Annotated in this window: 21 protein-coding genes; 12 read left to right on the top strand and 9 right to left on the bottom strand. The window is 42.5% G+C overall.

All coding sequences use genetic code 11. From position 1 onward, the window contains the following. The first annotated feature begins 88 nt into the window (after positions 1-88). From PNC201_RS19590 to asd, 9 genes are all read left to right on the top strand, one after another. The gene (locus PNC201_RS19590; RefSeq protein ID WP_102058116.1) at positions 89-838 is read left to right on the top strand and encodes a DUF3450 domain-containing protein; all 750 of its coding nucleotides are present in this window, start codon (positions 89-91) and stop codon (positions 836-838) included. 14 nt (positions 839-852) lie between these two features. Beyond that, positions 853-2,220 carry a MotA/TolQ/ExbB proton channel family protein gene (locus PNC201_RS19585; RefSeq protein WP_102058115.1) on the top strand — a complete coding sequence of 456 codons (1,368 nt, stop codon included), beginning with the start codon at positions 853-855 and terminating at the stop codon, positions 2,218-2,220. 2 nt (positions 2,221-2,222) lie between these two features. Further along, positions 2,223-2,750: a MotA/TolQ/ExbB proton channel family protein gene (locus PNC201_RS19580; protein WP_010378705.1), complete on the top strand. Its 528-nt coding sequence runs from the start codon at positions 2,223-2,225 to the stop codon at positions 2,748-2,750. Positions 2,751-2,772: 22 nt separating this feature from the next. After that, complete coding sequence (locus PNC201_RS19575) at positions 2,773-3,183, top strand: ExbD/TolR family protein (protein WP_010378708.1); 411 nt, start codon at positions 2,773-2,775, stop codon at positions 3,181-3,183. A gap of 9 nt (positions 3,184-3,192) precedes the next feature. After that, a complete protein-coding gene (locus tag PNC201_RS19570) occupies positions 3,193-3,798 on the top strand; it encodes an energy transducer TonB (RefSeq protein ID WP_010605501.1) in 606 nt (201 codons plus the stop codon). A 21-nt stretch (positions 3,799-3,819) separates the two neighbouring features. Beyond that, positions 3,820-5,130 (top strand): tetratricopeptide repeat protein, encoded by a 1,311-nt coding sequence (locus PNC201_RS19565; RefSeq protein ID WP_102058114.1) that lies wholly within the window; start codon positions 3,820-3,822, stop codon positions 5,128-5,130. Between the two features lie 193 nt (positions 5,131-5,323). Then, positions 5,324-6,994 (top strand): hypothetical protein, encoded by a 1,671-nt coding sequence (locus tag PNC201_RS19560; protein ID WP_102058113.1) that lies wholly within the window; start codon positions 5,324-5,326, stop codon positions 6,992-6,994. Between the two features lie 77 nt (positions 6,995-7,071). Further along, positions 7,072-9,759, top strand: coding sequence for a TonB-dependent receptor domain-containing protein (locus tag PNC201_RS19555; protein ID WP_102058112.1), 2,688 nt, complete (start codon positions 7,072-7,074; stop codon positions 9,757-9,759). A gap of 444 nt (positions 9,760-10,203) precedes the next feature. After that, positions 10,204-11,319 (top strand): aspartate-semialdehyde dehydrogenase, encoded by a 1,116-nt coding sequence (asd, locus tag PNC201_RS19550; protein ID WP_102058111.1) that lies wholly within the window; start codon positions 10,204-10,206, stop codon positions 11,317-11,319. 33 nt (positions 11,320-11,352) lie between these two features. Here the strand turns inward: asd and PNC201_RS19545 are convergent, their stop codons facing one another. Beyond that, positions 11,353-11,697: a hypothetical protein gene (locus PNC201_RS19545; RefSeq protein WP_102058110.1), complete on the bottom strand. Its 345-nt coding sequence runs from the start codon at positions 11,695-11,697 to the stop codon at positions 11,353-11,355. Between the two features lie 232 nt (positions 11,698-11,929). Between PNC201_RS19545 and PNC201_RS19540 the strand changes: the two genes are divergently transcribed. Continuing rightward, positions 11,930-13,924: a methyl-accepting chemotaxis protein gene (locus PNC201_RS19540; RefSeq protein ID WP_102058109.1), complete on the top strand. Its 1,995-nt coding sequence runs from the start codon at positions 11,930-11,932 to the stop codon at positions 13,922-13,924. Positions 13,925-13,930: 6 nt separating this feature from the next. Continuing rightward, on the top strand, positions 13,931-14,380 hold the full coding sequence (locus tag PNC201_RS19535) for a GNAT family N-acetyltransferase (protein ID WP_102058108.1): 450 nt from the start codon (positions 13,931-13,933) through the stop codon (positions 14,378-14,380). Between the two features lie 321 nt (positions 14,381-14,701). On the opposite strand, the gene PNC201_RS19530 is transcribed toward PNC201_RS19535, so the two are convergent. The 4 genes from PNC201_RS19530 to PNC201_RS19515 all read right to left on the bottom strand — a co-directional run bounded on the left by PNC201_RS19530 (position 14,702) and on the right by PNC201_RS19515 (position 19,006). Further along, positions 14,702-15,928, bottom strand: a complete 1,227-nt coding sequence (locus PNC201_RS19530; RefSeq protein WP_233525292.1) for an FG-GAP repeat protein — start codon at positions 15,926-15,928, stop codon at positions 14,702-14,704. Between the two features lie 203 nt (positions 15,929-16,131). Next, on the bottom strand, positions 16,132-16,632 hold the full coding sequence (locus PNC201_RS19525) for a DUF4240 domain-containing protein (RefSeq protein ID WP_010605492.1): 501 nt from the start codon (positions 16,630-16,632) through the stop codon (positions 16,132-16,134). Between the two features lie 155 nt (positions 16,633-16,787). Then, positions 16,788-17,285 carry an acetolactate synthase small subunit gene (gene ilvN, locus PNC201_RS19520; protein WP_010377111.1) on the bottom strand — a complete coding sequence of 166 codons (498 nt, stop codon included), beginning with the start codon at positions 17,283-17,285 and terminating at the stop codon, positions 16,788-16,790. Beyond that, a complete protein-coding gene (locus PNC201_RS19515; protein WP_102058106.1) occupies positions 17,285-19,006 on the bottom strand; it encodes an acetolactate synthase 3 large subunit in 1,722 nt (573 codons plus the stop codon). Before PNC201_RS19515 ends, ilvN begins: the two co-directional genes overlap by 1 nt. 366 nt (positions 19,007-19,372) lie before the next feature. Here PNC201_RS19515 and PNC201_RS19510 point away from each other — a divergent pair, with 366 nt between their 5' ends. Continuing rightward, positions 19,373-22,345: an immune inhibitor A domain-containing protein gene (locus PNC201_RS19510; protein ID WP_102058105.1), complete on the top strand. Its 2,973-nt coding sequence runs from the start codon at positions 19,373-19,375 to the stop codon at positions 22,343-22,345. Between the two features lie 34 nt (positions 22,346-22,379). Here the strand turns inward: PNC201_RS19510 and PNC201_RS19505 are convergent, their stop codons facing one another. The 4 genes from PNC201_RS19505 to xni form a co-directional block, all read right to left on the bottom strand. Further along, the gene (locus PNC201_RS19505) at positions 22,380-23,387 is read right to left on the bottom strand and encodes an isocitrate dehydrogenase (RefSeq protein WP_010377116.1); all 1,008 of its coding nucleotides are present in this window, start codon (positions 23,385-23,387) and stop codon (positions 22,380-22,382) included. Positions 23,388-23,583: 196 nt separating this feature from the next. Then, positions 23,584-25,275: a hypothetical protein gene (locus PNC201_RS19500; protein ID WP_102058104.1), complete on the bottom strand. Its 1,692-nt coding sequence runs from the start codon at positions 25,273-25,275 to the stop codon at positions 23,584-23,586. Positions 25,276-25,442: 167 nt separating this feature from the next. Next, positions 25,443-25,826 carry a DUF3192 domain-containing protein gene (locus PNC201_RS19495; protein ID WP_010377120.1) on the bottom strand — a complete coding sequence of 128 codons (384 nt, stop codon included), beginning with the start codon at positions 25,824-25,826 and terminating at the stop codon, positions 25,443-25,445. Positions 25,827-25,965: 139 nt separating this feature from the next. After that, positions 25,966-26,736 carry a flap endonuclease Xni gene (gene xni / locus PNC201_RS19490; RefSeq protein ID WP_102058103.1) on the bottom strand — a complete coding sequence of 257 codons (771 nt, stop codon included), beginning with the start codon at positions 26,734-26,736 and terminating at the stop codon, positions 25,966-25,968. Between the last annotated feature and the right edge of the window lie 2 nt (positions 26,737-26,738).

Here is a 26,738-nt window from a genome sequence, read left to right as displayed (position 1 = left end):
TATTAGTTGCGCAACATGGTTGTCATTTTTCGTAATTAGACTGCACCCAGTTTTTTAGCAACTAGCAATAATTTATAAGGTGTATGCGATGAAGTGCGTTAACCACTTGCTTATAGCAGGTATGCTAGCAACGGCCTCTGCCGGAGCAACAGAATTAAATCAAGCGATGGACAAAAGTGCAGCTATCAATGAATCTGCATTAAAGTCTCAAGGGAAAATCGATGGTATTGCAGACGATATGCAGTCTCGTTTGCAAAAGTTCAAGACGTTGAACAAAGAAATCGACGGCCTATCTGTTTACAACGCTCAATTAGAAAAACAAATCAAAAACCAACTTGAAGAAATGGCAGCCATTAACACCTCTATGGATCAGGTTTCGGTGATCGAGCGTCAAATCACACCTCTCATGATGCGCATGATCACAGGTCTGAAACAGTTTGTTGAATTAGATGTGCCTTTCCTTCCTAAAGAGCGTGCTGAGCGTATTACTCAGTTAACTAACTTGATGGAGCGTGCTGATATTTCATCAAGCGAAAAGTTCCGCCGCGTACTTGAGGCTTACCAAGTCGAAGTTGACTACGGACGTACTATCGAAGCTTACACCTCATTACTTGACGTGAATGGACAAGAACGTGAAGTAGATTTCCTACGAATTGGTCGTCTTGAGCTGCTTTATGTCACAAAAGATGGCAGCCAAGCTGGTTTTTGGAACAAAGACAGTAATACTTTTGACGCATTACCAGATACCAATATCAGCCAAATCAATAAAGGCATTCGCATCGCACGTAAGCAGTTAGCACCTGACATGTTAACGCTTCCAGTTCAGGCTGCAGAGTAATAGGTGAGACCACTATGAAATTCGTACAAAAATTCACTAAACACGCTATTTTCGCAACAACACTTGCGTTAACCGCATCTGCGCATGCTGAACAAGCATTAGATTTAGATTCACTACTAAAAACCTTAGAGCAAGGGCAAACGGCACAAACAGCCCAAAACAAACAACGTGAAGCCGAGTTCAAAGCGCAGCAAAACAACCAAATCCAAATGTTGAATGCGTTAACGGGTGAACGTAACCAAGCGTTGGCTAAATCAGAGCGTCTAGAAACCAATTTCGAAGAAAACGAAATAAAACTGGCCAACCTAAGTGACACGCTTAGCAAACGTATGGGTACATTAAAAGAGCTATTCGGTGTGCTTCAACAAGTAGCTGGCGACAGTTCAAATAAGTTCGCAACGTCAGTTGTATCAGCTGAAATTAAAGGTCGTGATGATTACATGACTGAGCTTGCGAAAAAGATGGGCTCAACATCGCGTCTAGCATCAATCGAAGACATTGAAAAAGTCTGGTTTGAGATGCAACGTGAAATGACGGAACAAGGTAAAGTGTCGCGCTTTAATACCGAAGTTATCGTAGCCGGTGGTACCAAGCAAAACAAAGAAGTGCTTCGCGTCGGTGCGTTTAACTTAATCGCTGATGGTAAATACCTGACTTACAACAATGATACACAAACGCTTTCTGAACTGACTCGTCAGCCAGCGTCTCGTTTCACCTCAACAGCGGGTGAATTACAAAATGCGAAGACCGGTTCTGTCGATTTTGCCCTTGACCCAACAGGCGGCTCAATTCTCGGTCTACTAGTACAAGCGCCAAATACCGAAGAACAAGTACACCAAGGTGGCGCGGTAGGTTATGTGATCCTAGGTGTTGGTTTACTGGCACTACTTATTGCAATTGAGCGTTTTGTATCACTCATGTTGATGGGTTCTAAAATCAACCGTCAGCTTAAAGATAGTGTTGCCCGTGACGACAACCCATTAGGTCGTGTGATGAAAGTGAAAGAGCAATATCCAGATGTGGCTTATGACACGCTAGAGCTCAAACTAAGCGAAGCAATCCTTCGTGAGATGCCAAAGATCACTCGTAACCTGACTTTAATCAAAATTATTTCAGTCGTAGCACCTCTACTTGGTCTACTCGGTACAGTGACCGGTATGATCAACACCTTCCAAGCAATCACCTTGTTTGGTACGGGCGACCCTAAACTCATGGCTGGTGGTATTTCTCAGGCCCTCGTAACCACCGTACTTGGTCTGGTTGTCGCTATCCCAACCGTATTCCTTTACACACTACTAAACACACGTTCTCGTAACTTGCTCCTTATTCTTCAAGAGCAGAGCGCGGGGATCATTGCTGAGCGTAGCGAGAAAGGAGCGTAATCGTGGTTTTATTGCTTGATGCAATTAACGCTTTACGTGAATTCCTTGATACAGGTGGCCAGGTTCTCCTGGTCATCGGCTTCGTAACCTTCGCCATGTGGCTACTTATTCTCGAGCGCTTCATGTTTGTGTTCGGTAAATACAGAGGCTACAAAAACGAAGTCCTACAAGCTTGGAACTCGCGAAATGAGCGTAACAGTTGGAACGCAGAGCAGATAAGACAAGCAACTATCTCTCGCGTGGGGATCAAACTCAACGCCAACTTACCATATATCAATGTCATGGTGGCACTGTGTCCTTTACTAGGACTCCTAGGCACGGTAACTGGCATGATTGAAGTATTTGATGTAATGGCGATCACCGGATCAGGCAGTGCACGCTCTATGGCATCTGGGGTATCAAAAGCAACTATCCCGACAATGGCAGGCATGGTTGGCGCGCTTTCGGGTGTATTTGCATCGACCTACCTTCAGCGTAAAGCCAAGCGTGAAGTTGAGTTGTTAGAAGATAAAATGCTACTAGACCATTAAGCGGTCGTGTGAGGAAAGAATTATGAGAGCACCACTTGCAAAAGTATTCCAAGAAGAAGAAGCAGAAGAAATCAACATGACGCCAATGCTGGACGTTGTATTTATCATGCTTATCTTCTTTATTGTAACGGCCTCTTTCGTTAAAGAAGCGGGTATTGATGTTAACCGCCCAGAAGCGGCCACTGCAGTTAAAAAGCAAAGAGCCAATATCCTGGTTGCAATTTCAGATACTGGTGAAATTTGGATTAACAAACGCCAAGTAGACATCCGTGCAGTTCAAGCAAATATTGAGCGTCTTAAAGCGGAGAATCCGCAGGGTAGTGTGGTTATTCAGGCTGATAAAAAGGCAACTACTGACACGCTAATTAAAGTAATGGATGCATCACGCGCAGCTGGCGCATTTGATGTTTCGATTGCAGCACAGGAGTCATAGGAACATACCATGCGTTACTTAATTGCTTTAGTAATTGCAGGCATAGTTACCTTTTTCCTTTTCTTGGGTATGCAAGCGCTTATCCAAGGAGGGGAAGGAGCAATGACAGATCCTGTAAAAGGACAAGTACTAGATTTCGTCCGTCTTAAAAAAGAAGAGACGGTGGAGAAAAAAGAGCGTAAGCCACAAAAGCCACCAACACCTAAAGAGCCGCCTCCACCAATGGATGCACCACAAACCCAGAACAACAATCTTGACGCAACAGGCGGCAACTTTGATTTTAGTGCCAATGTGGACGCTGACGTAGATTTGGCGAGTGGTTTAGCACTTGAGTCCAGTGATGGTGAATATCTGCCAATCGTTAAAGTTGCGCCGGTATATCCAAGACGTGCTTTATCACGCGGAATTGAGGGGTATGTGATTGTTGAGTTCATTGTAACTAAACAAGGCACTGTGAGAAACCCTGTTGTAGTAAGCGCCGAACCGGAATCAATCTTTGACCAAGCAGCGCTTGATGCGGCATTGAAATTTAAATACAAACCTCGCGTAGTAAACGGTGAACCGGTTGAAGTTGCGGGTGTTCAAAATAAGATTTCATTTCAAATTAATGGCTAACTGCCATTAAGGATTGCGATTATGAAAATGTTTAAAAAAATTACGTTAGTAAGTGCGTTATTTAGCACAGGTTTAATAGCGCCGAGTCTCATTTCAGTCATACCAAATGTTAATTTGGCAACGGCTTATGCTGACTCAGAAACTAAAACCAAGCGTGTGCCCGCGCTACGCGAAAAAGTGTATAGTCAACTGGCCCGCGCGCAAAAACTTGCAGACGACGGGCAAGTTGCAGAAGGCCTCGCCGCATTAGATTCGGTGAAAGAACGCGTTTCGAGTATGAATAGCTACGAAGTGGCAATGATGTATAACTTCTATGGCTTTATTTATTACAACGAAAACAAGCTCGACAAGGCCATCGAATCTTTCAAAGCAGTTATTGCGGAAGAATCTATTCCTGAGTCCCTGCGTCTTTCTACGACATTTAGCTTGGCTCAATTGGCCATGGCAAACAATGATTTTGAAAGTACATTATCATTCCTTGATCAGTGGAAAGAAGCTAATACCCAGGCCCCAAAAAGCAACTTTTATATTTTAAAAGCGCAAGCACAATATCAACTAAAAAAATATAATGATGCGATAAGCAATATAAATACTGCGATTGATTTAGTTGAATCCGACGGTGAACTACCAAAAGAAAACTGGTTAGTTCTTCAGCGAGCGATATATTACTCATTAAATCAGCCAAAAAAAGTAGCAGATGTTTTAGAGAAAATGGTTACCCTCTATGACAAACCACAATACTGGATCCAGCTTGGCGGCATGTACGGTGAAATAGGTGCCGAGAAAAAACAGCTTGCAACATTTGAAACTGCAAAGCAAAGGGGCTTTATAAAATCGAAATCTGATTATATGCAACTTGCTCAAGTCTATTTAATGAACGCCTTGCCTTTTAAAGCAGCGGAAGCACTCGATAACGGAATAAAAGCAGGTGTCGTTGAAGACAGCGCCAAAAACCTAACTTTTATCGCAGAAGCATTCGTTCAAGCAAGAGAAGATAAAAAGTCACTACCTTTCTTCCTAGCAGCAACTAAAAAAGTTGAACATGGCAATTTAGATCAGAGACTTGCAGAGATCTACTTAAATCTTGAACAATATGATGAAGCCGCAGATCACGCCCGACTTGCTCTCAATAAAGGCGATTTAACGTTTGAGTCTAACGCCTATGTCGCACTTGGAATGGCACAGTTTAACCTGCAAAACTTTGATGCTTCTATATTGGCCTTCGAACAAGCTGAAAAGCACAAAAAATCAGCAAACCTCGCTAAGCAATGGATTAAATATGTGAAGCGGGAAAAAGTTCATGCTGAAACATTAAAACAAGCTTTATTATAATATTTTATAATCGCAACACCAAAGCCGCCTTCGGGCGGTTTTTTTTATTTTTAATAAGTTCCAATTTTTATTATGAAGATTTAATTACAATCATTTTGTGTAATCTTCGTGTAATAAAACCCCATTAATTTAGTCACATCATTTAAACACAGTAAAAAAATAATTTTTTAAAAGTCTACTATTGGAGTTAGCAATGGAACTAAAAAACCTCTTCAGAGTCTCTGCAATCGTCGCTGCTATGGCACTTACTGGTTGTGGTGGTGACATCGAAGTTACACCTACTGTAAACGATAACAGCACTAACAATTCAAACAATACAACAAACAATGGCGATTCAGGCGGTGATACAGGTGGCGATACTGGCACAACTAACCCTTGTACAACTCGCGCTGTAGGAAGCACTGAAGTTCAAGGTACGTTCCAAGCACCACACTGTGTATACGGCACTGACTTTGCTTCTAAATCGCTAGAAGTACAAGGTGATGTTACATTCAAAAAGCTTGAGAATGGCGGCGCTCACGTATTCAAAGGTGCACTTTTAATCGGTCAAGATTGTAACACATCAACAGGTTGTACAATCGAGGCGAACGGTCCAACACTAACTGTAGAGCCAGGTGCTGTAATGGCATTCACTTCTGGTGAGTCAGTGGTTCGTATCGCGCGTGGCGCGAAGATCAACGCAGTTGGTACTGCAGCCGAGCCAATTCGTTTCACTTCAGCAGCAGAATTTGACGCATTTAACCTAGCAGGTATCGGTCCACAGTTTGCTGACTGGGGTGGTATCATGGTTAACGGTTTTGGTATCACAAACGAATGTACCGATGCAGAGCGTGATGGCGACCTATGTAATGCAGATTCTGAAGGTGTAACAAGCTACTATGGCGGTAAAAACAACGCAGATAGCAGCGGTCAAATCAAATATGCGCACATTTGGTATGCAGGTTCTGGTCCTCGTGATGGCGGCCCTGGGGACGACTTAAATTCACTAACACTGAATGCTGTGGGTTCTGGTTCAAGCTTCGAATTCCTTCACATTCACCAAGGTTTTGACGATGGTATCGAATTCTTCGGTGGTGCTGCAAACATCAAAAATATCGTAGTAACGGATACTCAAGATGATGCTGTTGACGTTGATGCAGGATGGCAAGGTAAAGGCCAGTTTATCCTTGTTAAGCACGGTACAATTCAAACTAAGCGTGACGTTACTTATGCTGATGACAACGGCGACGCGGTACTAATTCCTGCGGGCACAGAAGGCTTCATGGGTAACAATGGTTTTGAAACCGATGGTGAAAAAGCAGCAGGCCCTGATTACAGCCAAGCACCAGCATCTACGCTTAATTTTGCAAACGTAACTGTGTTAACGACTGATGGTAACTCAATTCGTGATGATGACGAATCACAAGGTATGAAGTTTGACGATGCAATCCGTGGTATGTATTACAACGCATTAGTAGTTAAATCATCAGCTGCGAATGGCACTGAATGTTTAGAATTTAAAGATGATAAGGCTGCTGCAAACGCTGAAGCTGATACGCTTAACTATGTAAGCTCTGTACTTGCTTGTGCTGCAAACTTTAAAAATGGTTCTGACCCATTACCTGCAGGTGAAGGTAAAGAAGACTGGTTTGTTAACGCAGGCTCTAACCAAATTCTAAACGGTGCAGCTGACGTAATTGCAGCTGACGGCTTCTCAACAAATTCAAGCTCTACCGCTATCACTGTTGAAGCAAACGACCTAAGCAGCCTAAATGACAACTTCTTCACGACCGTTGATTACATTGGTGCGGTATCTGATAAAGATACATCTTCTGAATGGTATCAGTGGGTTAAGAAAGCAATTGAGGCTTCAAACGCTGACTAATTATCCGTAATGACCTTAGTTATTACAATTAAGGCGCAGTCATTGCGCCTTTTTTATGATTTTTGGCAGGATTGCATATGGATACTCAAATGAAATTTAAAAAAGTTGCTTTAGCCATCAGTACGGCACTCACAGTCGCAACTTCTCTACCAAGCGTTGCAGAAGAAGAACAGGCAATCGAAGAAGTTGTTGCGGTAGGTACTCGTTTGCAAGGTAGTGCTGCGGCGGTAATTGAAGAACGTAAAAACCAAGCCTTCGTTGCGGATATCTTAGGCGCAGAGCAGCTATCTAGAACAGGTGATAGTGATGCAGCATCCGCGCTACGTCGTGTTACCGGTCTCACGTTAGTTGACGGCAAGTTTATCTATGTTCGTGGCCTAGGTGAGCGTTACTCAAGTGCTCGCCTGAATGGTGCCGCAGTACCGAGCCCGGACTTAACTAGAAACGTTATTCCACTCGATATTTTTCCAGCAAGCATTATTGAAAGTCTAGCGGTACAAAAAGCTTATTCTCCATCAATGCCTGCTGCATTCGGTGGTGGTAACATCGATATCCGTACTAAGTCTGTACCATCGGAGTTCACCGCAGGTATTGAGGTAGGTATTGGCCAAAACTTTAATTCTGATAAAGGCTTTACCTACAGCGGTACCACGGAAGGTATACCTCAAGTACTACAAGATGCTGTTGTAAGATATCGTGGTAACTTTGACATCGGCGAAGTTGTAGACAAAAACGGTTTCAAAGATAAAGACAGGCTAACACGTGCGGATCAAGCAATTGACGTGATCAAAGGTTTTGTGTCATCACTTCCTCGCGATATTCAAGTCAAAGAAGAGTCCCTAGATCCAAACTTTGATGTAAAAGCCAACATTGGCAATAGTTTCCAAGAAGATTGGTTAGGCGGCACGGTAGGCTTTATGCTTGCGGGTTCCTATGACAACGATTGGAATTATAGCGACCGCACAACAGGTGTTATTGACGACACATTAGCTGAAAACTGTACTTCAAAACTAGAAACCGCAGAAGACACAGCCAATTCCTGTTATGTGACACTTAAAGAATCTAAAGTAACGACTGAAACTGAACGCCTAAATGGTGTATTCAATATCGGTTACCGCTTAGATCAGCATAGCATTACTTATTCTAAGATTTATCTAGAAGATAACGAAACCGAATCAGAGTTTTCTGTGTTACAAAGCCCTAACGGCAGTACCGTTAGAACAATTGCGGGAACGGGCGCGGCACAGCGTTCACATCAGTTTGATTACGAAGAACGCACGTTGGATATCGACCAAGTGATTGGTCAACACACGTTCCTCGATTACTGGGGGGTAGGCTTTGACTGGCAGTATACAGAGTCAAAAGCGCAAACCGATATTCCAACAGAAATCGACTTTAAGTTTATTGATAACTATAACGAAGACGGTTCTTATAAAAACTCCATCGTTACCGGTGATGATAACCGTATAACGTACGCCTTTACCGACATGGAAGACAACGTAAAGTCTTACAGCGGCAATGTCACCTTACCGTTAACCTTCGAGGGCATAGAAATTACCCTCAAAGGTGGTTATGACTTTATGGACAGAGCGCGTGTTTACAATACCAGTAACTTCGTTGTAAACAACAAAAGTGGTATATCCATCCCAGTAAACTTTGATGAGTCTGAGATCTATGGATTATCGGGTTATCTTGACGATGAGTTTTTGAACAACAACACTTTCTTGTTGACCTTCAACGAACCTCAGGCACCAGCGGCGGACGATTATATCGCAGCTCAAAAGATTGATGCGGGCTATGGTGAATTTGATATCTTCTTCGACAATACCTGGCGTATTAGTGGTGGTATTCGTTACGAAGACTTTAAACAAGTGTCACTTGCAACATCGAGTCTGATCTTCGACCGCATAACGATGGAAACGATTTACGATGAAGAGCGTATTTTAGCCGGTACAGTTAACGAAGATAACTTCTTTAACGCACTATCGCTAACGTATCTTTCAGACGGTAACTATCAAGTACGTTTTGGTTATGGTGAAACCACAGTACGCCCTGACTTACGTGAGTTAGTACCGGTTGCCTACTATGATCCACTAACCGATATCCGCACCTTCGGTGTAGCTGGCCTAAAGAGTAGCGACCTGAAAAACTATGACGCGCGCTTTGAGTACTATATGGATAATGGCGACAACTTCTCAGTTGCGGCATTCTATAAAGACATCACGGCACCAATAGAAACCATCTTACGGGTTGGTGATGAAGACTATACAGCAACCTTCGTAAATGGTGAGGAAGGCGAAGTATACGGTATCGAAGCCGAGTGGTTATATGACTTATCGAGTCTTGCGAGCGGCTTCTTTACGTCAGGTAACATCACCTTAAGTGATTCTGAAGTATCGATAGATCCTGCTCGTGCAGGTAACTTAACCAATCCAACAAAGCGTATGACGGGTCACTCAGAGTACGTAGTTAATATGCAATTAAACTATGATTCGGCTGATGGTCAACACAGTGGTTCATTAGTGTATAACGTCTTTGGAGAGCGTATTTTGGCTTCTGGGATTGGTGGTAGAGATGATGCTTATGAGCAACCATTTCATTCGCTTGACCTAGTATATACTTGGTATCCAGACTTTAACTCTAAAGTTAAATTTAAAGTCAAGAACTTGCTAAATGAAGATCAAGAAGTAACTCAATCTGACGTGGTAGTAAGACAAAAAGATGTTGGCACCTCAGTTAGCCTGAGCTACAGCTACGAGTTCTAAGGAACAACTAAGCTTAAACCAAAGCCAAGGCCCGCCTTGGCTTTTTTGATCTTTATCAATCTTTCTAAATTTTTTTATTTGTTATTCGTTATTTCATAGACTAAGTTCTGTAACTTTGTGTATAGTTGGTCTATATATAAAAATATATCTAAATACTTCAGTAAGTTACTAGCTTGTTAATATACTTGTCATATTTAACTAGTAACATTATTTAAGAGCTTTAAAAACAAAACCATAGCTCGTTTCGTACCGAGTTCTTGTTGACGCAAATGCGTTAAATTAGGACAACCTTTACATGTTGTATCCAAACCCCGCCATGCGGGGTTTTTTATTTTTTAAAATCCTGATTTCTAGCTAGTCCACTGCGTATTCTTTTGCTATGGTAGCCATCTAGACATACGACTCACGCAATGATCCGTATAATCAAGAATTAAGGCACATAACATGAAAAAAGTAGGACTCGTCGGCTGGCGTGGAATGGTTGGCTCCGTGCTGATGGAGCGTATGCAACAAGAAAATGACTTTGAGGTCATTGATGCACACTTCTTTACTACCTCGCAAGCGGGCCAACTTGGCCCCGTTGTGAAAGGCGGTGGAGAGCCAAAGCCGCTAAAAGATGCAAGCGAAATTCTATCGCTTAGCGAAATGGATATTATCATCTCTTGCCAAGGCGGAGATTACACCAAATCTGTATATCCTTCATTGCGTGAACAGGGCTGGGAAGGCTATTGGATAGATGCAGCTTCAGCACTGAGAATGGAAAAAGACAGTATTATTGTGCTTGATCCGGTCAACAAAGATGTCATCCAACAAGGTCTTGAGCAAGGTGTAAAAACCTTTGTTGGTGGTAACTGCACGGTTTCTCTTATGCTACTAGCGCTTGGTGGTTTATTCGAGCAAGACTTAATAGAGTGGGTGAGCCCAATGACCTATCAAGCGGCATCAGGTGCAGGCGCAAGAAATATGCGTGAACTCATCACTCAAATGGGTGAGATCCACAGCTCGGTTAAAGCACAACTCAACGACCCAAGTTCAGCCATCTTAGAAATCGATAAGCTAGTGGCAGAAAAAATCAAAGATGAATCTTTACCACAAGATCAATTTGGTGTGCCGTTAGCCGGCAGCTTAATTCCATGGATTGACGTTCCAATGCCGTCTGGGCAAAGTAAAGAAGAGTGGAAAGCACAAGTAGAAGCAAACAAAATCCTTGGCTCGTCAAAGCAGCCCATTCCTATTGACGGATTGTGTGTACGAATTGGCGCGATGCGCTGTCATTCACAAGCGCTCACCATCAAGTTACGTGAAAATCGAAGTGTCGAAGAAATAGAAGCGATTCTCGCTGCACATAATGAATGGGTGCGCGTCATTCCTAATGAGCGTGATATTACCGCAAAAGAGCTAACTCCGGTTAATGTTACCGGCACACTGAATATTCCGATAGGCAGGATAAGAAAGCTCACTATGGGTGAAAAGTATATCAGTGCATTTACTGTTGGTGATCAACTTTTATGGGGGGCGGCAGAGCCACTTCGTAGAATGTTAAGGATCATTACAGGTTAGTTTCTAAAGGCGCCGTCGGCGCCTTTTGTTTTTTTAATCAATGACTTTTGTAAGACCGATTAAGGCGTTTTCACTCTCACCATCGTGGCATCGAGTATCAGCACTATCTCTATTTTCAATGACTAAGCGATATACAGTGCGGTATTTTTCACCTTCGCGGATGGCATCTAAAACCGGAGCCAGAAGGTAGTGCTGTTCTGGATAAATGATAACAGGCTCAAGGTCAACTCCGGACTCACGCTTAAACCTAACTTCGTAGCTATTATTACCATTTGAATAAAGGTCGTACAAGATACCTTTACACGTAAATACAACCGCATATGACTTCAAAGAGATAAGCGCAAGGCTCACTAACATTAGTTTGATAAATCCTTTCATACATTCCTCTATTTAATTTTGACGCCAATACCATTATCAGCAACAAGAAGGTAGCAACACTTCATTACCATTTGCTTTCAGAAAAATTACTTCAAGTAACATTCACCTATCCTTCCAGCCTCGAAACGTTAAATCCGTCACGATGTTCGTTACAAAATATCTCACCTTAATTTTGTTGGACTATAGTTACCTTGATTAAACAATAATCTACGCTCGCGCTACGGAGAGACGAATGGGTATTTTGAAAAGATTCTCGATTATGCAGCTCACGATGATAAGTTCTTTCTCACTGCTTGCATTTTTACTATTTTTAGTTGGCAAAAACGTTTTGAATAACTGGAGACAGTACAATGCGGCCGATCAAAATATCAACTATGTCGTTTTGCTCGACGCCATTGAGAAAGTAGCGCATCATCATGCGGTAGAGCGCGGCTTAACGGCTGGGTTCCTTGGTAATCCAAGTAGTGATAACAAACGAAAGGTCGACGCGCAACGTGAAATTGCCGACCAAACAATATCAACGCTTAAGAGTATTCACTCTTCACTGTTTCTTAAAGATAAAAATGTGCAAAAATGGTTACCTTATATTTTTGAAGTGGAAGCCAATAAGAACCGCGTAAGAGGTGAGGTCGACAGGAAAAATGGCAGTAATGCCTTTGCTTACTACAGCAAACTTAATCAAGTTTCATTAAACACAGCAGCAAAAATTCAAGCCTACGTATCAGATAGAACCTTGTCTTCTGAACTTTCTATTGCTTTCCTTATTGCCCAAAGTAAAGAGCGCCTTGGACAGATCCGTGGCAAAGTGAATGGTGTGCTTGCGAAAAAAGCAATGTCAGACACCCTCAAAGACGATATCAAGTACTATCGCCAACAGCTAGAGATGTCATTACATCAAATAGAAACCGCACTCGAAGGTACAGGCCAAAGCAACGTACAAACTATTTTATCTTCAAGCGAGGCAAAAGCATTCAATCAAATTCTTGATACTCTTGAAAGCCAAGGGCAAGTTGACTTTAGTCGCTTACCTTCAAGTGCCGAGTGGTTTTCTGCGGCGACAAGTCTAATAGGTAAGTTCAAGACCAAACTCGATTCAGTGTGGGAAATGACAATTAAAGATAGCCAAAAGCACAAATCAGATATCGCATTTGAAAGTATCTTAATGTTTGTGCTTTTTGTCGTCGTCCTCAGCTTTATCGCGCTCGTCAACTTTCATCTGATTCGCTCGTTACGCTCGGAGCTTTCACAATTAACGAGTATATTAAAACGCGTAGCTGAAGAGGGCGACTTAACTTTAGATATGCGCTTAAACACGCGCGATGAGCTTGGGCAAATCTCCGAATCAATTTACAATACGATTTATGCGTTTAAAGACCTAATGGTTGGCTTAGCTAAGTCCGTTCAGGTAGGTACGAAACTAGGCGAAAAAATGCATTTAGCAGCCTCTAACGTCAATGAGGATGCACAAAAAACCCAAGGCATGGCATCTTCTATTGCGGTTGCAATAGAAGAAATGGCCGCAACCAGCCAAGAAATCGCAAAACTCGCGCAAGATACACTGGATGCCAGCGACCAACTTAACATCGAATCACAACAGTTACTTGCAGACAACCAAAAGAACTTAGACACTATGAAAACCCTCTCGACGAGTATGAACGCCGTCGACGAGATGGCCGCGAGTATGGAAAAACAGGTATCTGAAATAAACACTATCTTGGATTCAATTCGCAGTGTTGCCGAACAAACTAACCTGCTAGCACTCAATGCCGCAATTGAAGCAGCCCGTGCAGGCGAGCATGGCCGCGGCTTTGCTGTTGTAGCCGACGAAGTGCGAGGACTTGCAAACAACAGTAAACAATCTTCAGAGCAAATTTCCACGCTGTTACTTAGCCTGTCAGAGATAAGCCAAAGCGTTGTGAAATCAATCAGAGAAAACACACTGCTCACACAAAATACCATGAACGAAGTAGAAGAAACGCGTAAAGTATCGCTCAGAGTAAACGAACACAGTTCGCATGTTGAAAAACTCACGACTTCGGTTGCCACAGCAGCTTGCGAACAGTCTGAAGTGGCCGCCGATATATCACAAAATACCGCTGCTGTACTTGACGCTGCAAACCATGAATTAGATACATCGAAAGCGTTAAATGAATTGTTTAAAGATATGAAACTAAACAGCGATACGCTACAACGTACAATGGATATATTTAAAATTGATAAGAGCTAGCACCCTATGAATATTCGAGAGTTCAGCGAGAACGATTATCCAAGAGTTTTGGAGATCTATTCAAAATCTAAGCTGGATGAGCTTCGTTTTGAGCAGAAGACATTTAAGCTCTTACCTCTAGAAGATGATGAAAAGAGACTATCTGCACTAAAGGAATCAAAGATATACGTTTTTGATGATGGGAATATTCTTGGGTTTGGAGCAATATTTGGGTCAGAGATTAGGGCACTATTTGTTTGCCCTAGTGCTAGAGGAAACGGAATCGGAAGAAAAATGCTTGAATTCCTTTTGTCACAAATATGCGGCAAGGCGAACCTTTTTGTCGCCAAGACAAATGAGCCTGCAAAGGAGTTATACAAGGCATACGGATTCGAAGTGTCTGATGAATTTCTCACTGAATATAATGGCGAGTCAGTGTATGCGAATGAAATGGTTCGTATAAAAGGGCAGTACTAGCAAGACGAAGTAATATGAACTTCAGATAGCTAGAACGTGTACTTTGACGTTTTTAGCTAATACGTGTCGCAAACGAAAGTTAGCGCTGATAAGGTCAAATATATAATAAACACATGAAATAAGTTCTCTATCGGTCAAACAACGCGTAAAAAACGGGCGTCGTTTATTTAACCGATACCGAATGTCTTCTTTAAAGCCTTTCTTGTTGCTTGAACGATTCAAAATGGCACCAAGTCAACTGTTAAATAAGGGCCTATCAATCTCACTCTGACAGCCAAAGTCTGAGCTTAACGAACCAAGCTCAGACATTACCAATCGCTATTATTCCACCAAATCCAGAATATAGGCGGCACCTGAGCCTTCTCCTTTGTCATCGCGGTGAGGAGCTGCGATGATGGCAGTGTTATTAGAAGCCGCAATATTCCAACCAAACCTATCTTCTGGCGCGGCATCATTGGCAAATACCTTAGACGCATATTGCCATTGGCCTTGTTGTTTTTTGTATAGATAAAGTGCCCCCGCGTTATTACCTTTTTCATCATGGTGCATGGCGGTGATAAACGCCATGTTCTTACTTAACGCAACACCGCGTGCAAATCTATCATCCGCTTTGGCATCCGGAGCCACTAATTTTTGAGTTTGTGTCCATTTATCATTTGTTCTCTCAAACAGATAAGCAGAGCCGGCATCTTTACCTATACCGTCGATATCATCTCTTCTGGCAGAAATAAGGGCTGTATCTCCAAAAATAGCCACGCGAACACCAAAAATATCGGTGTTCCCACCATCATTTGCCATCAGTTTTGCTTGCGAATTCCACTTTTTACCATCGAATTGATAAACATAAACTGCACCAGCTTTTTCTGCTTTTTCATCATTCAAATCTGCGCCGACTAAAATGGTATCGCCATCTATTGCTACGCTAATTCCGAATAAGTCCCCATCAGCCCCATCCCTTGCCGTCAACTTTGACTGAAAATGCCAGCTATTGTTTTCTCTCACGTATACATACGCTGAACCTGAGTCTTTGTGTGGCGCATCGCTATGTGGTGCGCCGATCACTAAAAATTGCTCGGTGAGGGCAATGCTTTGTCCAAAGGCATCACCCGCTTTTGCATCGTTGGCGGTTAAAATTTGTTTTTGTAACCAGCTATTTTCTGTGCGCTCAAAAGCAAACACCGCACCGGCATTTTCTCCTTTATCGTCCCGATTTATCGCACCAAGCATGGCAATATTATTCTTGAGCGCAACGTTGCCGCCAAGCGTGTCGCCAGCATTGGCAGGCTGCGCGATGAGCTTTGCTTGTTGCTGCCAGCCAAACGCACCTAGCGTGTATAGGTAAGCTGCACCAATATCCTGACTCGTATTAGTATCAACTTTGTGGGCACCAACTAATGCAGTTGTGCCGTCTATCGCTACGCTATAACCAAACTGATCTTCTGCTTTACCATCATCGGCCAATAACTTTTGCTGCACAGCCATACTTTGACAAGCTATCACTAACGCCAAACTAGGGAAGTATTTTAAAATAGAGGGGGCTTTCATCATTATTCTTTTTGTTTTCGATATAGGGAATAAACATAGTATTCCACTGCTTACGACTTAACAAGAGGTTGTGTTCTTAAGTTTTTTTGTTGGCGAGAAGGATTGATAAGCGTCTGGAGCAGTGACATTTTGCGATGGTAATAATGAGTTTCAGCATCTAATTCTAGAACAACCAAAACCCACCATATAAAACAATAAACTAAACCTTATCCAAGCCAATATTGGCCAAAAAGTTGAGGTAATTCAGCCTTTAACTGTTTTGGTTTATTTTTAAACTTTTTACCTTGTGGCGGAAAGTTCACAACACTGTGATACGGGAGTTCGTCTTGATTTTTTTCTTCAAAAAGCAACCCTGCAACTAAATCTAATTCGTCAATAAACGGGTAGGGCAGGTCATCTTTATTCGGAATAGCAAACTTATTAGCTAATTCGTCTGGTTCCGCAGTGAGTACGCTTACCGCTTCAGGGCCGCGACTGATGATCCAATTACAAAAATCTAAGAAGTCATATTCGCTATTACAGCCTGCAATCACGTAGGCCACTTTCCAGTTATCCCAATGCCACAGTGCTCTTAGTTCTTTGGTGTATAATGCATCGAACTGAGCAATTTCTTCTGAACTTAGCGGTGATAAACGCGTTTTTAAATAGTCATTATCGTTTGAATGATCGGGGGCGGTGACAAGCTGCCAGAAGCGTTCGAGTTCCATGTGCATAATCTAACTTGATAAAACCGAGATTATAGCCAGTAACCTAATGAGAGTAAATCGAAGCTGCCATGCAAAATAACTGCAGCGGGTTGTACGTAATACAACGTGCACACCCGCGCAAAAAGATAACAGTGACAGCTAAAAGATAAGTAGTTTTAACCTTTCAGCGCTTTGTCACCACGGCCAATACCTACCGCGCCAGAGCGCACAAGTTCAATAATGTCGCTTTCGTGACGTAATAGATCCAAGAAAGACTCAAGACGGTCGGCTGAGCTTACCATCTGTAATATATAGCTTTGTTTGCCCATATCTATAATGCTGGCTTGGAACACCTCGGCAACACGATTGATAGCTGCTCGTGTTACTTCGTCTCTGGCATAGACTTTTACCAGTAGCAGCTCTCTTTCAATGTGCTGCATATCGGTTAGATCAATAACCTTAAGCACATCCACCAACTTATTAACTTGCTTGGTGATTTGTTCAACAATGCGGTCATCGCCTTGGGTCGTGATGGTAATACGAGATAGCGTTTTGTCTGCGGTTGTACCCACTGTTAAGCTGTCAATGTTGTACGCACGTTGAGAAAATAAACCCACAATACGAGAAAGAGAGCCAGGTTCATTCTCTAATAAAATCGATAGTATTCTTCTCATTATACTTTTACTCCTTTTTTCAACCACATCTCGTCTATCGCACCTTGCTTAATTTGCATTGGATACACATGTTCAGACTCATCGACCAAAATATCTAAAAATACAAGTCGGTCTTTAATCGACATTGCTTTTTCCAGCGCCGCATCAAGTTGCTCAGGCTTATCAACCCGAATACCGATATGACCATAACTCTCGGCAAGCGCAACAAAATCAGGTAGTGATTCCATATAAGAGCTTGCGTGACGCCCCTCATACATCATGTCTTGCCATTGGCGTACCATACCAAGCGAGCGGTTGTTTAACGAGATGACCTTGACAGCAAGGCCGTATTGCAAACAGGTTGAAAGTTCCTGAATATTCATTTGGATAGAGCCATCCCCAGTTACGCACAATACTTCACTTTGCGAAAATGCCATTTTTACGCCCATCGCAGCGGGTAAACCAAATCCCATGGTGCCAAGGCCGCCTGAATTAATCCATTGACGAGGTGATTTGAACGGATAGTACTGCGCTGCAAACATCTGGTGTTGTCCTACGTCTGAGCAAACATACGCGTCACCACTGGTCATTTGGTATAGCTTTTCGATAACCGTTTGTGGTTTGATTTTTTCTACACCCGCAGTAAACGACAAGCATTTCTGAGCACGCCATGTGGTAATTGCTTGCCACCAATCTTCTTGTGCGGCTCGGTCAATGCGCTTCTCGCTTTTTTCGATACCGCGTAGCAATTGCTCCATTACCGTATCTAAGCAGCCCACAACTGGGATATGCGCTTGAATGGTCTTAGAAATTGAAGTTGGATCCACATCAACGTGAACAATTTTGGCATCCGGACAAAACTTCTTAACGTTATTGGTTACACGGTCATCAAAACGCGCACCTAACGCTAAGATAACATCGGCATTCGCCATCGCCTTATTCGCTTCAAGACTACCGTGCATACCTAACATGCCAATAAAGTTAGGATGTGTGCCACTGATCCCGCCAAGACCCATTAAGGTATTGGTGATAGGCGCGTTTAGTTTCTCAACCAACTCAGTCAGTTTTTCCGAGGTATTCGAAAGAATAATGCCGCCGCCAGAATAGATAACCAAACGCTTCGCTTCAATAATGGCTTCAACTGCTTTGCGGATCTGCTTGGAATGCCCCTTTACACTCGGGTTGTAAGTACGCATATCAATTTGTTCAGGCATCTGATAATCGAATTTAAGCGCAGGATTCAAAATATCTTTTGGCAGCTCAACCACAACCGGTCCCGGTCTACCAGAGTTTGCTAGATAAAATGCCTTAGCTAATACTTCTGGGATTTTTGTCGCGTCGCGGCAGTTAAAACTGTGTTTAACGATAGGGCGAGAACAACCAACAATATCCGTCTCTTGAAACGCATCATCGCCGATTAGGTTTGAAGGTACTTGCCCTGACAGTACAACCATGGGGATTGAGTCCATATAAGCAGTCGCGATCCCTGTAACGCAGTTAGTGGCGCCTGGGCCACTGGTCGCAAGGACAACACCGACGTCTCCTGTTGCTCTGGCATAACCGTCTGCCATGTGGGTTGCTGCTTGCTCATGTCTAACCAAGATATGCTCAATATCTGATTGCTGAAACAACGCATCATATAGATCAAGAACCGATCCGCCGGGATAGCCAAATATGTATTTTACTTTTAATGCGCTCAATGCTTTTACTACTAGCTCGGAGCCGTTGTATTGCTCTGCCATTACCTCATTCCTCGTTGACTGTGCGTGCCTGTTATATTTATAAAATCAAAAAAAAACCCCGCTGGTTGCGGGGTTTGAGTATTTCTTTCAAGTAATAGCTCCCCGCTGAACTCTATGAAGAGACCAGTACCACCACGAGAACGATTAGTTGAAAGAAATTTGTCATTATTTTGCCTTTAAGTTGATGTCAAAGTTAGCCTACACAGTATTAGATATAAATTCCACCTTTCCACCTTTCAATTGTTGAAATATTACATTTCAATTTAAAATTCACCACCAATTGGATTTTTTATTTAGTAGAACTTATACGGGAACAAAACGATAAAAATGCTAAACTTAAAGCTCAATTGTACTAGGGAATCTTAGATGAATATTTTTAAACTAAGCGTATTGGTATCGGCCACACTGCTATCAAATGCAGCGTCAGCGCAGGTGCTCTATAAAGATCAAGTTATCTATTGGCAGGAGAAAAAGCTCGGCCGCACGCTGAGTGAATACGAGCGGAAAATTGCGCTTGAGCAATTCACCAAAACAAAGCCTATTGCCAGCCAAATAAAAACACCTTATGCAATTAAAAATGTGCACCTTGGCAATACTAAGTTAGGTAAACAATTTGCGGTGGGCACGGCGCAAACACTTAATGAAGCTAAAATCCTTGCTATTCTGGTCGATTTTCCCGACTTACCTAACGACCAGAACCGACTAAACCCGGGTGATACAGATATGTACTACTCGAGCTATCCCGCGTCTCACTACCAATCACTACTGTACTCAGATAGCGGCTATAACGGCCCTAACAATGAATCGTTGCAATCCGCTACCCAGTTTTATCAAGCGGCCTCAGGCGGCAGCTTCAAGGTATCTGGCAATGCATTTGGTTGGGTAAGAGCCGCTCAAAATGCAGCCTACTATGGCGAACAAGAAGGCGATACCCGAGACTTAAGACCGGAAGAGTTGGTGTTCGAAGCAGTAAGCAAAGCTGTGACCCAATTTAATATCGACTTATCTGAGTACGATAAAACAGATTTGAACGACATAGATGGTGATGGCAACCGCCTTGAACCTGACGGCATTATTGACCATGTCATGTTATTTCATTCAAGTATTGGTCAAGAAGCAGGTGGCGGCGTATTAGATACTGACGCAATTTGGTCACATCGCTTCTTCGTATTTGATGAAAACAACCAACCTAAGGCAATTCCAGATACCAACTACAAGATTTATAATTACACCATTAATCCTATTGATGCTGCAATCGGTGTGGTTGTTCATGAGTTTGGTCATGACCTTGGGTTACCCGACGAATATGATTTAAATTCCAATGACATAGGCGAACCCGTTGCGCTGTGGTCAGTCATGTCTTCAGGCAGTTACTTAGGCCAATTAAGTGGCTCGCAGCCCACCCAGTTCTCCCCTAAAAGCCTTGAGTTTTTACAACAAAATTATGCAGGAAATTGGTTAAACCAAACAGAGTACACATTTGATGATTTGAGTACAGAACAAACGGTAACGCTCACGGATATTGGCGTAAACAATGGTACTACGAATCAAATAAAGATCAATTTGCCTGCACAACTAGAGGAATTCATTACGCCTCTGGATGGGAATTACCACTATTACTCCGGACAAGACGACAAACTCAATAACCAAGCAAGTTTTACCTTAAGCTTACCTAACGCAAGCCAAATTTCATTATCCATGCTTGCAAATTATAGTATCGAGCTTAACTACGATATTTTCCAAGTGGCGGTAAATGGGCAGCCAATAGCAGGAAATACAACAAAATCAAACCATCCAAATTATGCCAATGTCACTCACTACATGGATGGCGAGTCATCTTCTTTTGGGGCTAACCCAATTACGCTAGATTTTGATATCTCAGCGTACCGAGGACAAACTGTCACCGTGACATTCGTTTATCAAACTGACGATTTTGAAACGCTTAAAGGTGTATTACTAGACAACATTAAGGTGACAGCGGATGGTTCGCAAATTTATACAAATACCGCAGAGCCAACTAACGACTTAGTCTACAGTGGATTTCGTAAGATTTCTGGCTATAGAGCTAAATCAGGTAACGCTTACTACGCCCATTTACGCTCATTTAGAGGGTTAGATGCTGGTTTGTCTTTGTCTGGTTATAATTCTGGTGTGCTGATGTGGTACAGCAACAATGAAGAGAGTAATAACTCGACTTCGCTACACCCCGGCTCTGGAGATATGTTAGTCATCGACCAAGATCAAAACCCTATTTTCAAAGCCGACGACACCACACCCGCAACGAGTATTATTCAGGTCAAAGATGCGACGCTTCGTTTGGATACGCAGAAAGCAGGTCTTGGCGATCAACATCTCACGCCAATCAGTACGTTTGATGATACTCAGGATTACACCTTCCCAATCCAAAAGGAGTCAGGTGTTAGTTTGCCGGGTTTTGGTGTTCAACTTAGATTGAATACCATAGAGGAAGATGCAAGTAGTGCGCAAGTCGGTATAATTTACCTCAGCGACCCTAAAATCACTCAAGTACAATCGCAAAACACCGTTAAGTTTAATGTCAAAGGCTTAGCATTAAACGAATCAGATAGCTTTTTGTGGAACTTTGGCGATGGTCAAACAAGTAACGCGCTTTCACCTGCTCATAGCTATCAAGATATTGGCAACTATACGGTAATGTTCACACGAACCAAAGCTGACGGGAGCAGTTCAGCGTTGAGTTCAAATGTCAGCGTAGGCAACGTCGAGCCAATCCCGCTTACAGTCGGTGATATCAAAGCGACCTCAGTAGGGCAAGGCTTTGTCTTCAATGCTGAAATCATTGGTGGCAAAGCGCCTTATGAACTTGACTGGAACTTTGGTGATGGAGCAACAGCATCATCTAACTCAGTTGAACATATCTATGAGCTAAGCGGCACGTACACGGTAACGCTTAATGTGAAAGATGCCGAAGGTGAGGCGGTAACTAAATCAACCTCAGTGACTGTCGTAGTACCACTAAGCATTGAAGCCACAGCGACCACATCTAACTTACAGGCAAGCTTTGTCGCAACTGCTGCTGGTGGTGATGGTAACTATCAAGCTAGTTGGGATTTCGGTGATGGTACGCAAGGTTCTGGTTTGACTACAACGCATAGTTACGCTCAAGCGGGTACATATAATGTCGTGTTAACGCTATCGGATGGTGCAGATCAAAGCGCGAAAGGCACTGTTGAGATCACAGTGACGACCCCAACAACAACGCCGACGGACTCTGGTGATAGCGGATCGTCTGGCGGCAGTATCGGATGGTTTGCGTTAATCGGTGGAATGCTAGTGGGATTAAGAAGAAGGTGGTGCTAACGCACCACCCAAGGATTAAATTGAGCGTTAAGAATTAAAGACGCTCAATTACCGCCTGTGTGAAATCGGTAGTGCCGTGGCTACCACCAAGATCGCGCGTAGTACGGTCACCGCTCTTGATAACGTCAGCTACTGCACTGCGGATTTTTTCCGCTTTATCAGCTTCGCCTAAATACTCAAGCATTTGAATTGAAGCTAAAATAACAGAAGTTGGGTTTGCAAGGTTTTTGCCTGCGATATCAGGTGCGCTACCGTGAACTGCTTCAAAGATTGCAGCATCAGTACCAATGTTTGCACCTGGTGCCATACCAAGACCACCGACAAGACCTGCACAAAGATCAGAAAGGATGTCACCGAATAGGTTTGTTGTGACGATCACATCAAACTCTTCAGGTGTCATTACTAGTTTCATACAAGTCGCATCAACGATCATTTCTGCTGATTCAATTTCAGGGTAACGCTCACCAACTTCACGAGCAACTTTAAGGAATAGACCTGAAGTTGATTTTAGGATGTTCGCTTTGTGAACCGCAGTTACTTTCTTACGACCTTCACGCTGTGCTAACTCATATGCGAAAGTTACGATCTTTTCAGCACCTTCGCGAGTGATCTTTGACATTGCTTCCGCTTCATTACCATCTTCAGAAACAACTTGACCAAGACCTGAGTACATACCTTGCGTGTTTTCACGTACGGTAATGATATCAATATCATCGTAACGTGCTTTAGTACCTTCAAATGACTTAACTGGACGAACGTTTGCGTAAAGGCCAAAATGCTTACGCAATGTCACGTTGATTGAAGTGAAACCTTCGCCAACAGGTGTAGTTAGTGGGCCCTTTAGCGTGATTTTGTTACGCTCAATTGCTTCTAGCGTTGCTGCTGGAAGTAATTCACCTGTTTTTTCTAAAGCAGCCAAACCTGCGTCTACGTACTCGTATTCATAGTCGCAACCTACGGCTTTTAAGATCTCGATTGCTGAATCGATGATGCTAGGGCCAATGCCGTCGCCACGGATAACTGTGATGGTTTGCTGTGCCATGTTTTTTCCTTTATCAAAAGTTGGAATACACCCAAGAAGAATTGCAGACTAAGTTTAGTAGAAATTAACAAAGGTGTACGTTCGCTTGTTTAAGCCGCGTTTTATAGCAATTAATTTGGTCTTATTCCAGTATGGAATGAAAAAATGACATACATATGATTTATGCTTGTTATTGATAGTATTTATAGAATAAATATCAGGCAATAGATGAGTAAAATCCGGCCTCTAGTAGCGCTACATCAAACTTTTGTGCGGTAACAAAACGACTTTCAGCTAATACGTCATCGACTAATTGTTTTTGCCATGCAGTTAACACGAAGGTGGGTGATATCACTTTAAGTGCAATAAGTTTAATAAAAATGAACAGTTTACACTGCGCATTGGTCTGAGACTTTTTTAACGTTTCGCTATCTAGCATTGCCTTATGAAGAATACTTTTTTCAAAGTACTGCAGATTAAAGTCTAGGTATTTATCTTTTGCTATCGCTCGGATCCCAAATAGGTTGGCAATTGATACTAGTTCTTCCGAATACTCACGAGAGTGGAGTGCAGTGGCATGTTGGATCTCTACCCCTTGTTTAGTCACTAAAAATACAATAACCGCTGCAAATGGCGACAATAAACGCTCAAATTGCTCACCATAACTTTCACCAACATATAAGGCGATAATTTGACTAATTACGCCATATTTGTGCACGATATCTTCTGTGAAAGGAAGCTTATGATTGGCTATGATCTGCTCAAGCAACACTCGCTGCGCCAGTAATCCAGCAGCATCAAGTCCTACCATGGCGAGAGAGTGCCTAACCGATGCGGCTTTTAGATTTTCACGGTTATACTGCTTTGCTGCGATCTGCAATGCACTTGACACTGAATCGAACTCGCAAATCAGCTTTTCAAGTGCACGAATACTTTGAAATTGACTGTGAGATAAGGCTTTTACTGTTTCTAGTAGATGTAAATGTTCAGAACCAAAAGGAAGTACTGCTGGTTCAGCAGCTCGGTCCCAAATATTGTAAAGTAACTTTGCATCTGTGGTTGCAGTCAAACCACAGTGAAACTGGAATTTACGGTTGGCCTTCGCCAGCTTTTTGGTTTGCCCATGTTCAACAACAGCAATTATTTTTTCACTGTTGCTTTGTATCACCAAAAAGCCCTCTTCGCCTTTAATCTCGCACAGCAACCCCGCAGGATGATTAACAAATGCCCCTGCAATTGCACTCAGCACTTTTAATGCAAAAGCATAACTGAGTTTGCAATAAAGAAGCTTAATCGCTCTGTCTAAAGCCACGCAATTTTGCTTGTGTGTTGGCGTTATTAAGCTTGCTACTCGGTGAGCAATTGCAACAATCAAAGAAGCATGGTCATTGAAGCGCTGAGGGGTAGGAGCCACTAGCTTGCTGTCATAGTTTGAAAGGCGAGATAAAATTCGCAAACATTGCAAGTTAGGTGTTTGCCCATCACTCAGTATTTGTACAGCCAATTGATGGCGAACTTTCCAAAGCTTATCTTGCTGTGCGTCTAACTTTTTACCTGCTGCGAGTTGATCGCTTTCTCTCGCTACGCATAAATAGTCCGCAAAGCTTGCAAGCAATAGCTCTTCGGTTACTGCACGAGAAAACTTTAAGTGATGACAAGCCATACAAACCAACACATTTTGATTCATGACCAGATTAGTGTTGTAACCCAAGTTTTGTGAATACAGCCCAAGCTGCCCATGCATGCTACTTGGCGAGGACTCATAACAGTCCATGTAAAGCTGTGCAAGTTTAACTAGGGTAGGGTAAATAGAGGACCACTTCTCTTTGTGATAATAAAGACGTAATACTTTGTGTGTACCTTGGGCTATCGCGAACAGCGTTTTACTAGTAACTATCCTTGCATCCATCTATCTTTACCAATTTTATTAAGTAAACGGTCTATTTTAAAACGGTAAAATAGCTTTCTTAGCAAGGCAAAAACATTGCTATTTAGTTGTTCTAAATGAGGCGTTGTTAACGAAGCTAATATGGTATTTTACCCTTCAAATTGGTTGGAAGATTAATCTAATTGACATCACACTTTATCAAATGTGACCCGAGCACCTGGTCCCCAAAGCTTTAATATGCCATTTTCAAACAATAATCCGGTGCATTCATCTTCCGTAGTAATACCATCTGGTTTTACAAGCTGAGTGCGATAAAACACAATTTGTACAATCGTATTGTCTTGTTTTTTCTTTACATAAGTTAGATCTGGGCTGCCCAAGGTATCCAATACTGTGTCTAACTCAGTCGGCTTTTCAAGACTGAGATTACGAATGAAACGATTGTTAAACGCTTCTCGGTCCTGCCAAATCATCGCTTGCGGGTCATCTTTATAATAATTGATCACGAGAAACACCACAGTAACGTAAACCGCAAGGCCAAGAAATATATACTGTAATATTTTCCTAATCATCTAACTGCTCAATAAAGAATGGGTAAAACGAACCTTGTATCTGCAAAAACTGAGATACGCTTGTATGCAATATATCAAAGTCATCTACTTTCGCCTAGCGCTTAGCGACGATGTAATACATTGCCAATCAAAAGTTCCTTCAAACCACTCGTATATCCTTCAAACTAAAGCCAATTTCAATATCTCTTCTTAGAGTCACTAGCGCAAGGCTGGTAACATAGTCGCTTGCTCCAGCCTCTAATTTTGCTTTTGCAGCAGGCTTTACTGTCTCATCTTTTAGCATACTTTCAAAATCGTCATGCTTTGCGAGTAGCTCTTGCGCCGTCTTGATACCAACCCCAACAACACCGGGAATATCGTTCGTCTTGTCGCCACTTAACGCCCAAAACATTTCGAGCTTGCTTTGGGTGACAGAAAATCGACTTTTGATATCTTCGAGCGAAATTATCGACTTTTTAAAGTAGTCGTACACAGAGATAGCATCATTTATCAGGGGTAAGAAGCCTTTATCAGTCGATACTATCGTGCAGTTAACATTGACAGCTGCGGCTTTACAGGCAAGCGTCGCTATCACATCGTCAGCTTCATCATGTTCGGGATTAAATGATTTAACACCAACACTTGCGAACGCTTGTGAAAACTTGTCGAGGTTCTGATTTAGAAATTCGGGCATAGGTTGACGGCTTATTTTATATTTTGGGTAAAAGTGATAACGCCAACTTTTATCACCATCAAAGACCGCAACGGCGTGTGTCGCCCCCGTTTTGCGTAACAAGCTACGAGTCGCTTGTTCTACACGAAGACAAGAGGCCTTTATATGGGCCTCTTGTTCTTTAGTACCTTTTGGTTCATTAACAGCATAGATGCGCCTGATAAGGTTAAGCGCATCTATTAACAACAAATTATTCATTC

Source organism: Pseudoalteromonas sp. NC201, assembly GCF_002850255.1.
Classification (GTDB): domain Bacteria; phylum Pseudomonadota; class Gammaproteobacteria; order Enterobacterales; family Alteromonadaceae; genus Pseudoalteromonas.
This window is presented reverse-complemented; position numbering and strand designations above follow the sequence as displayed.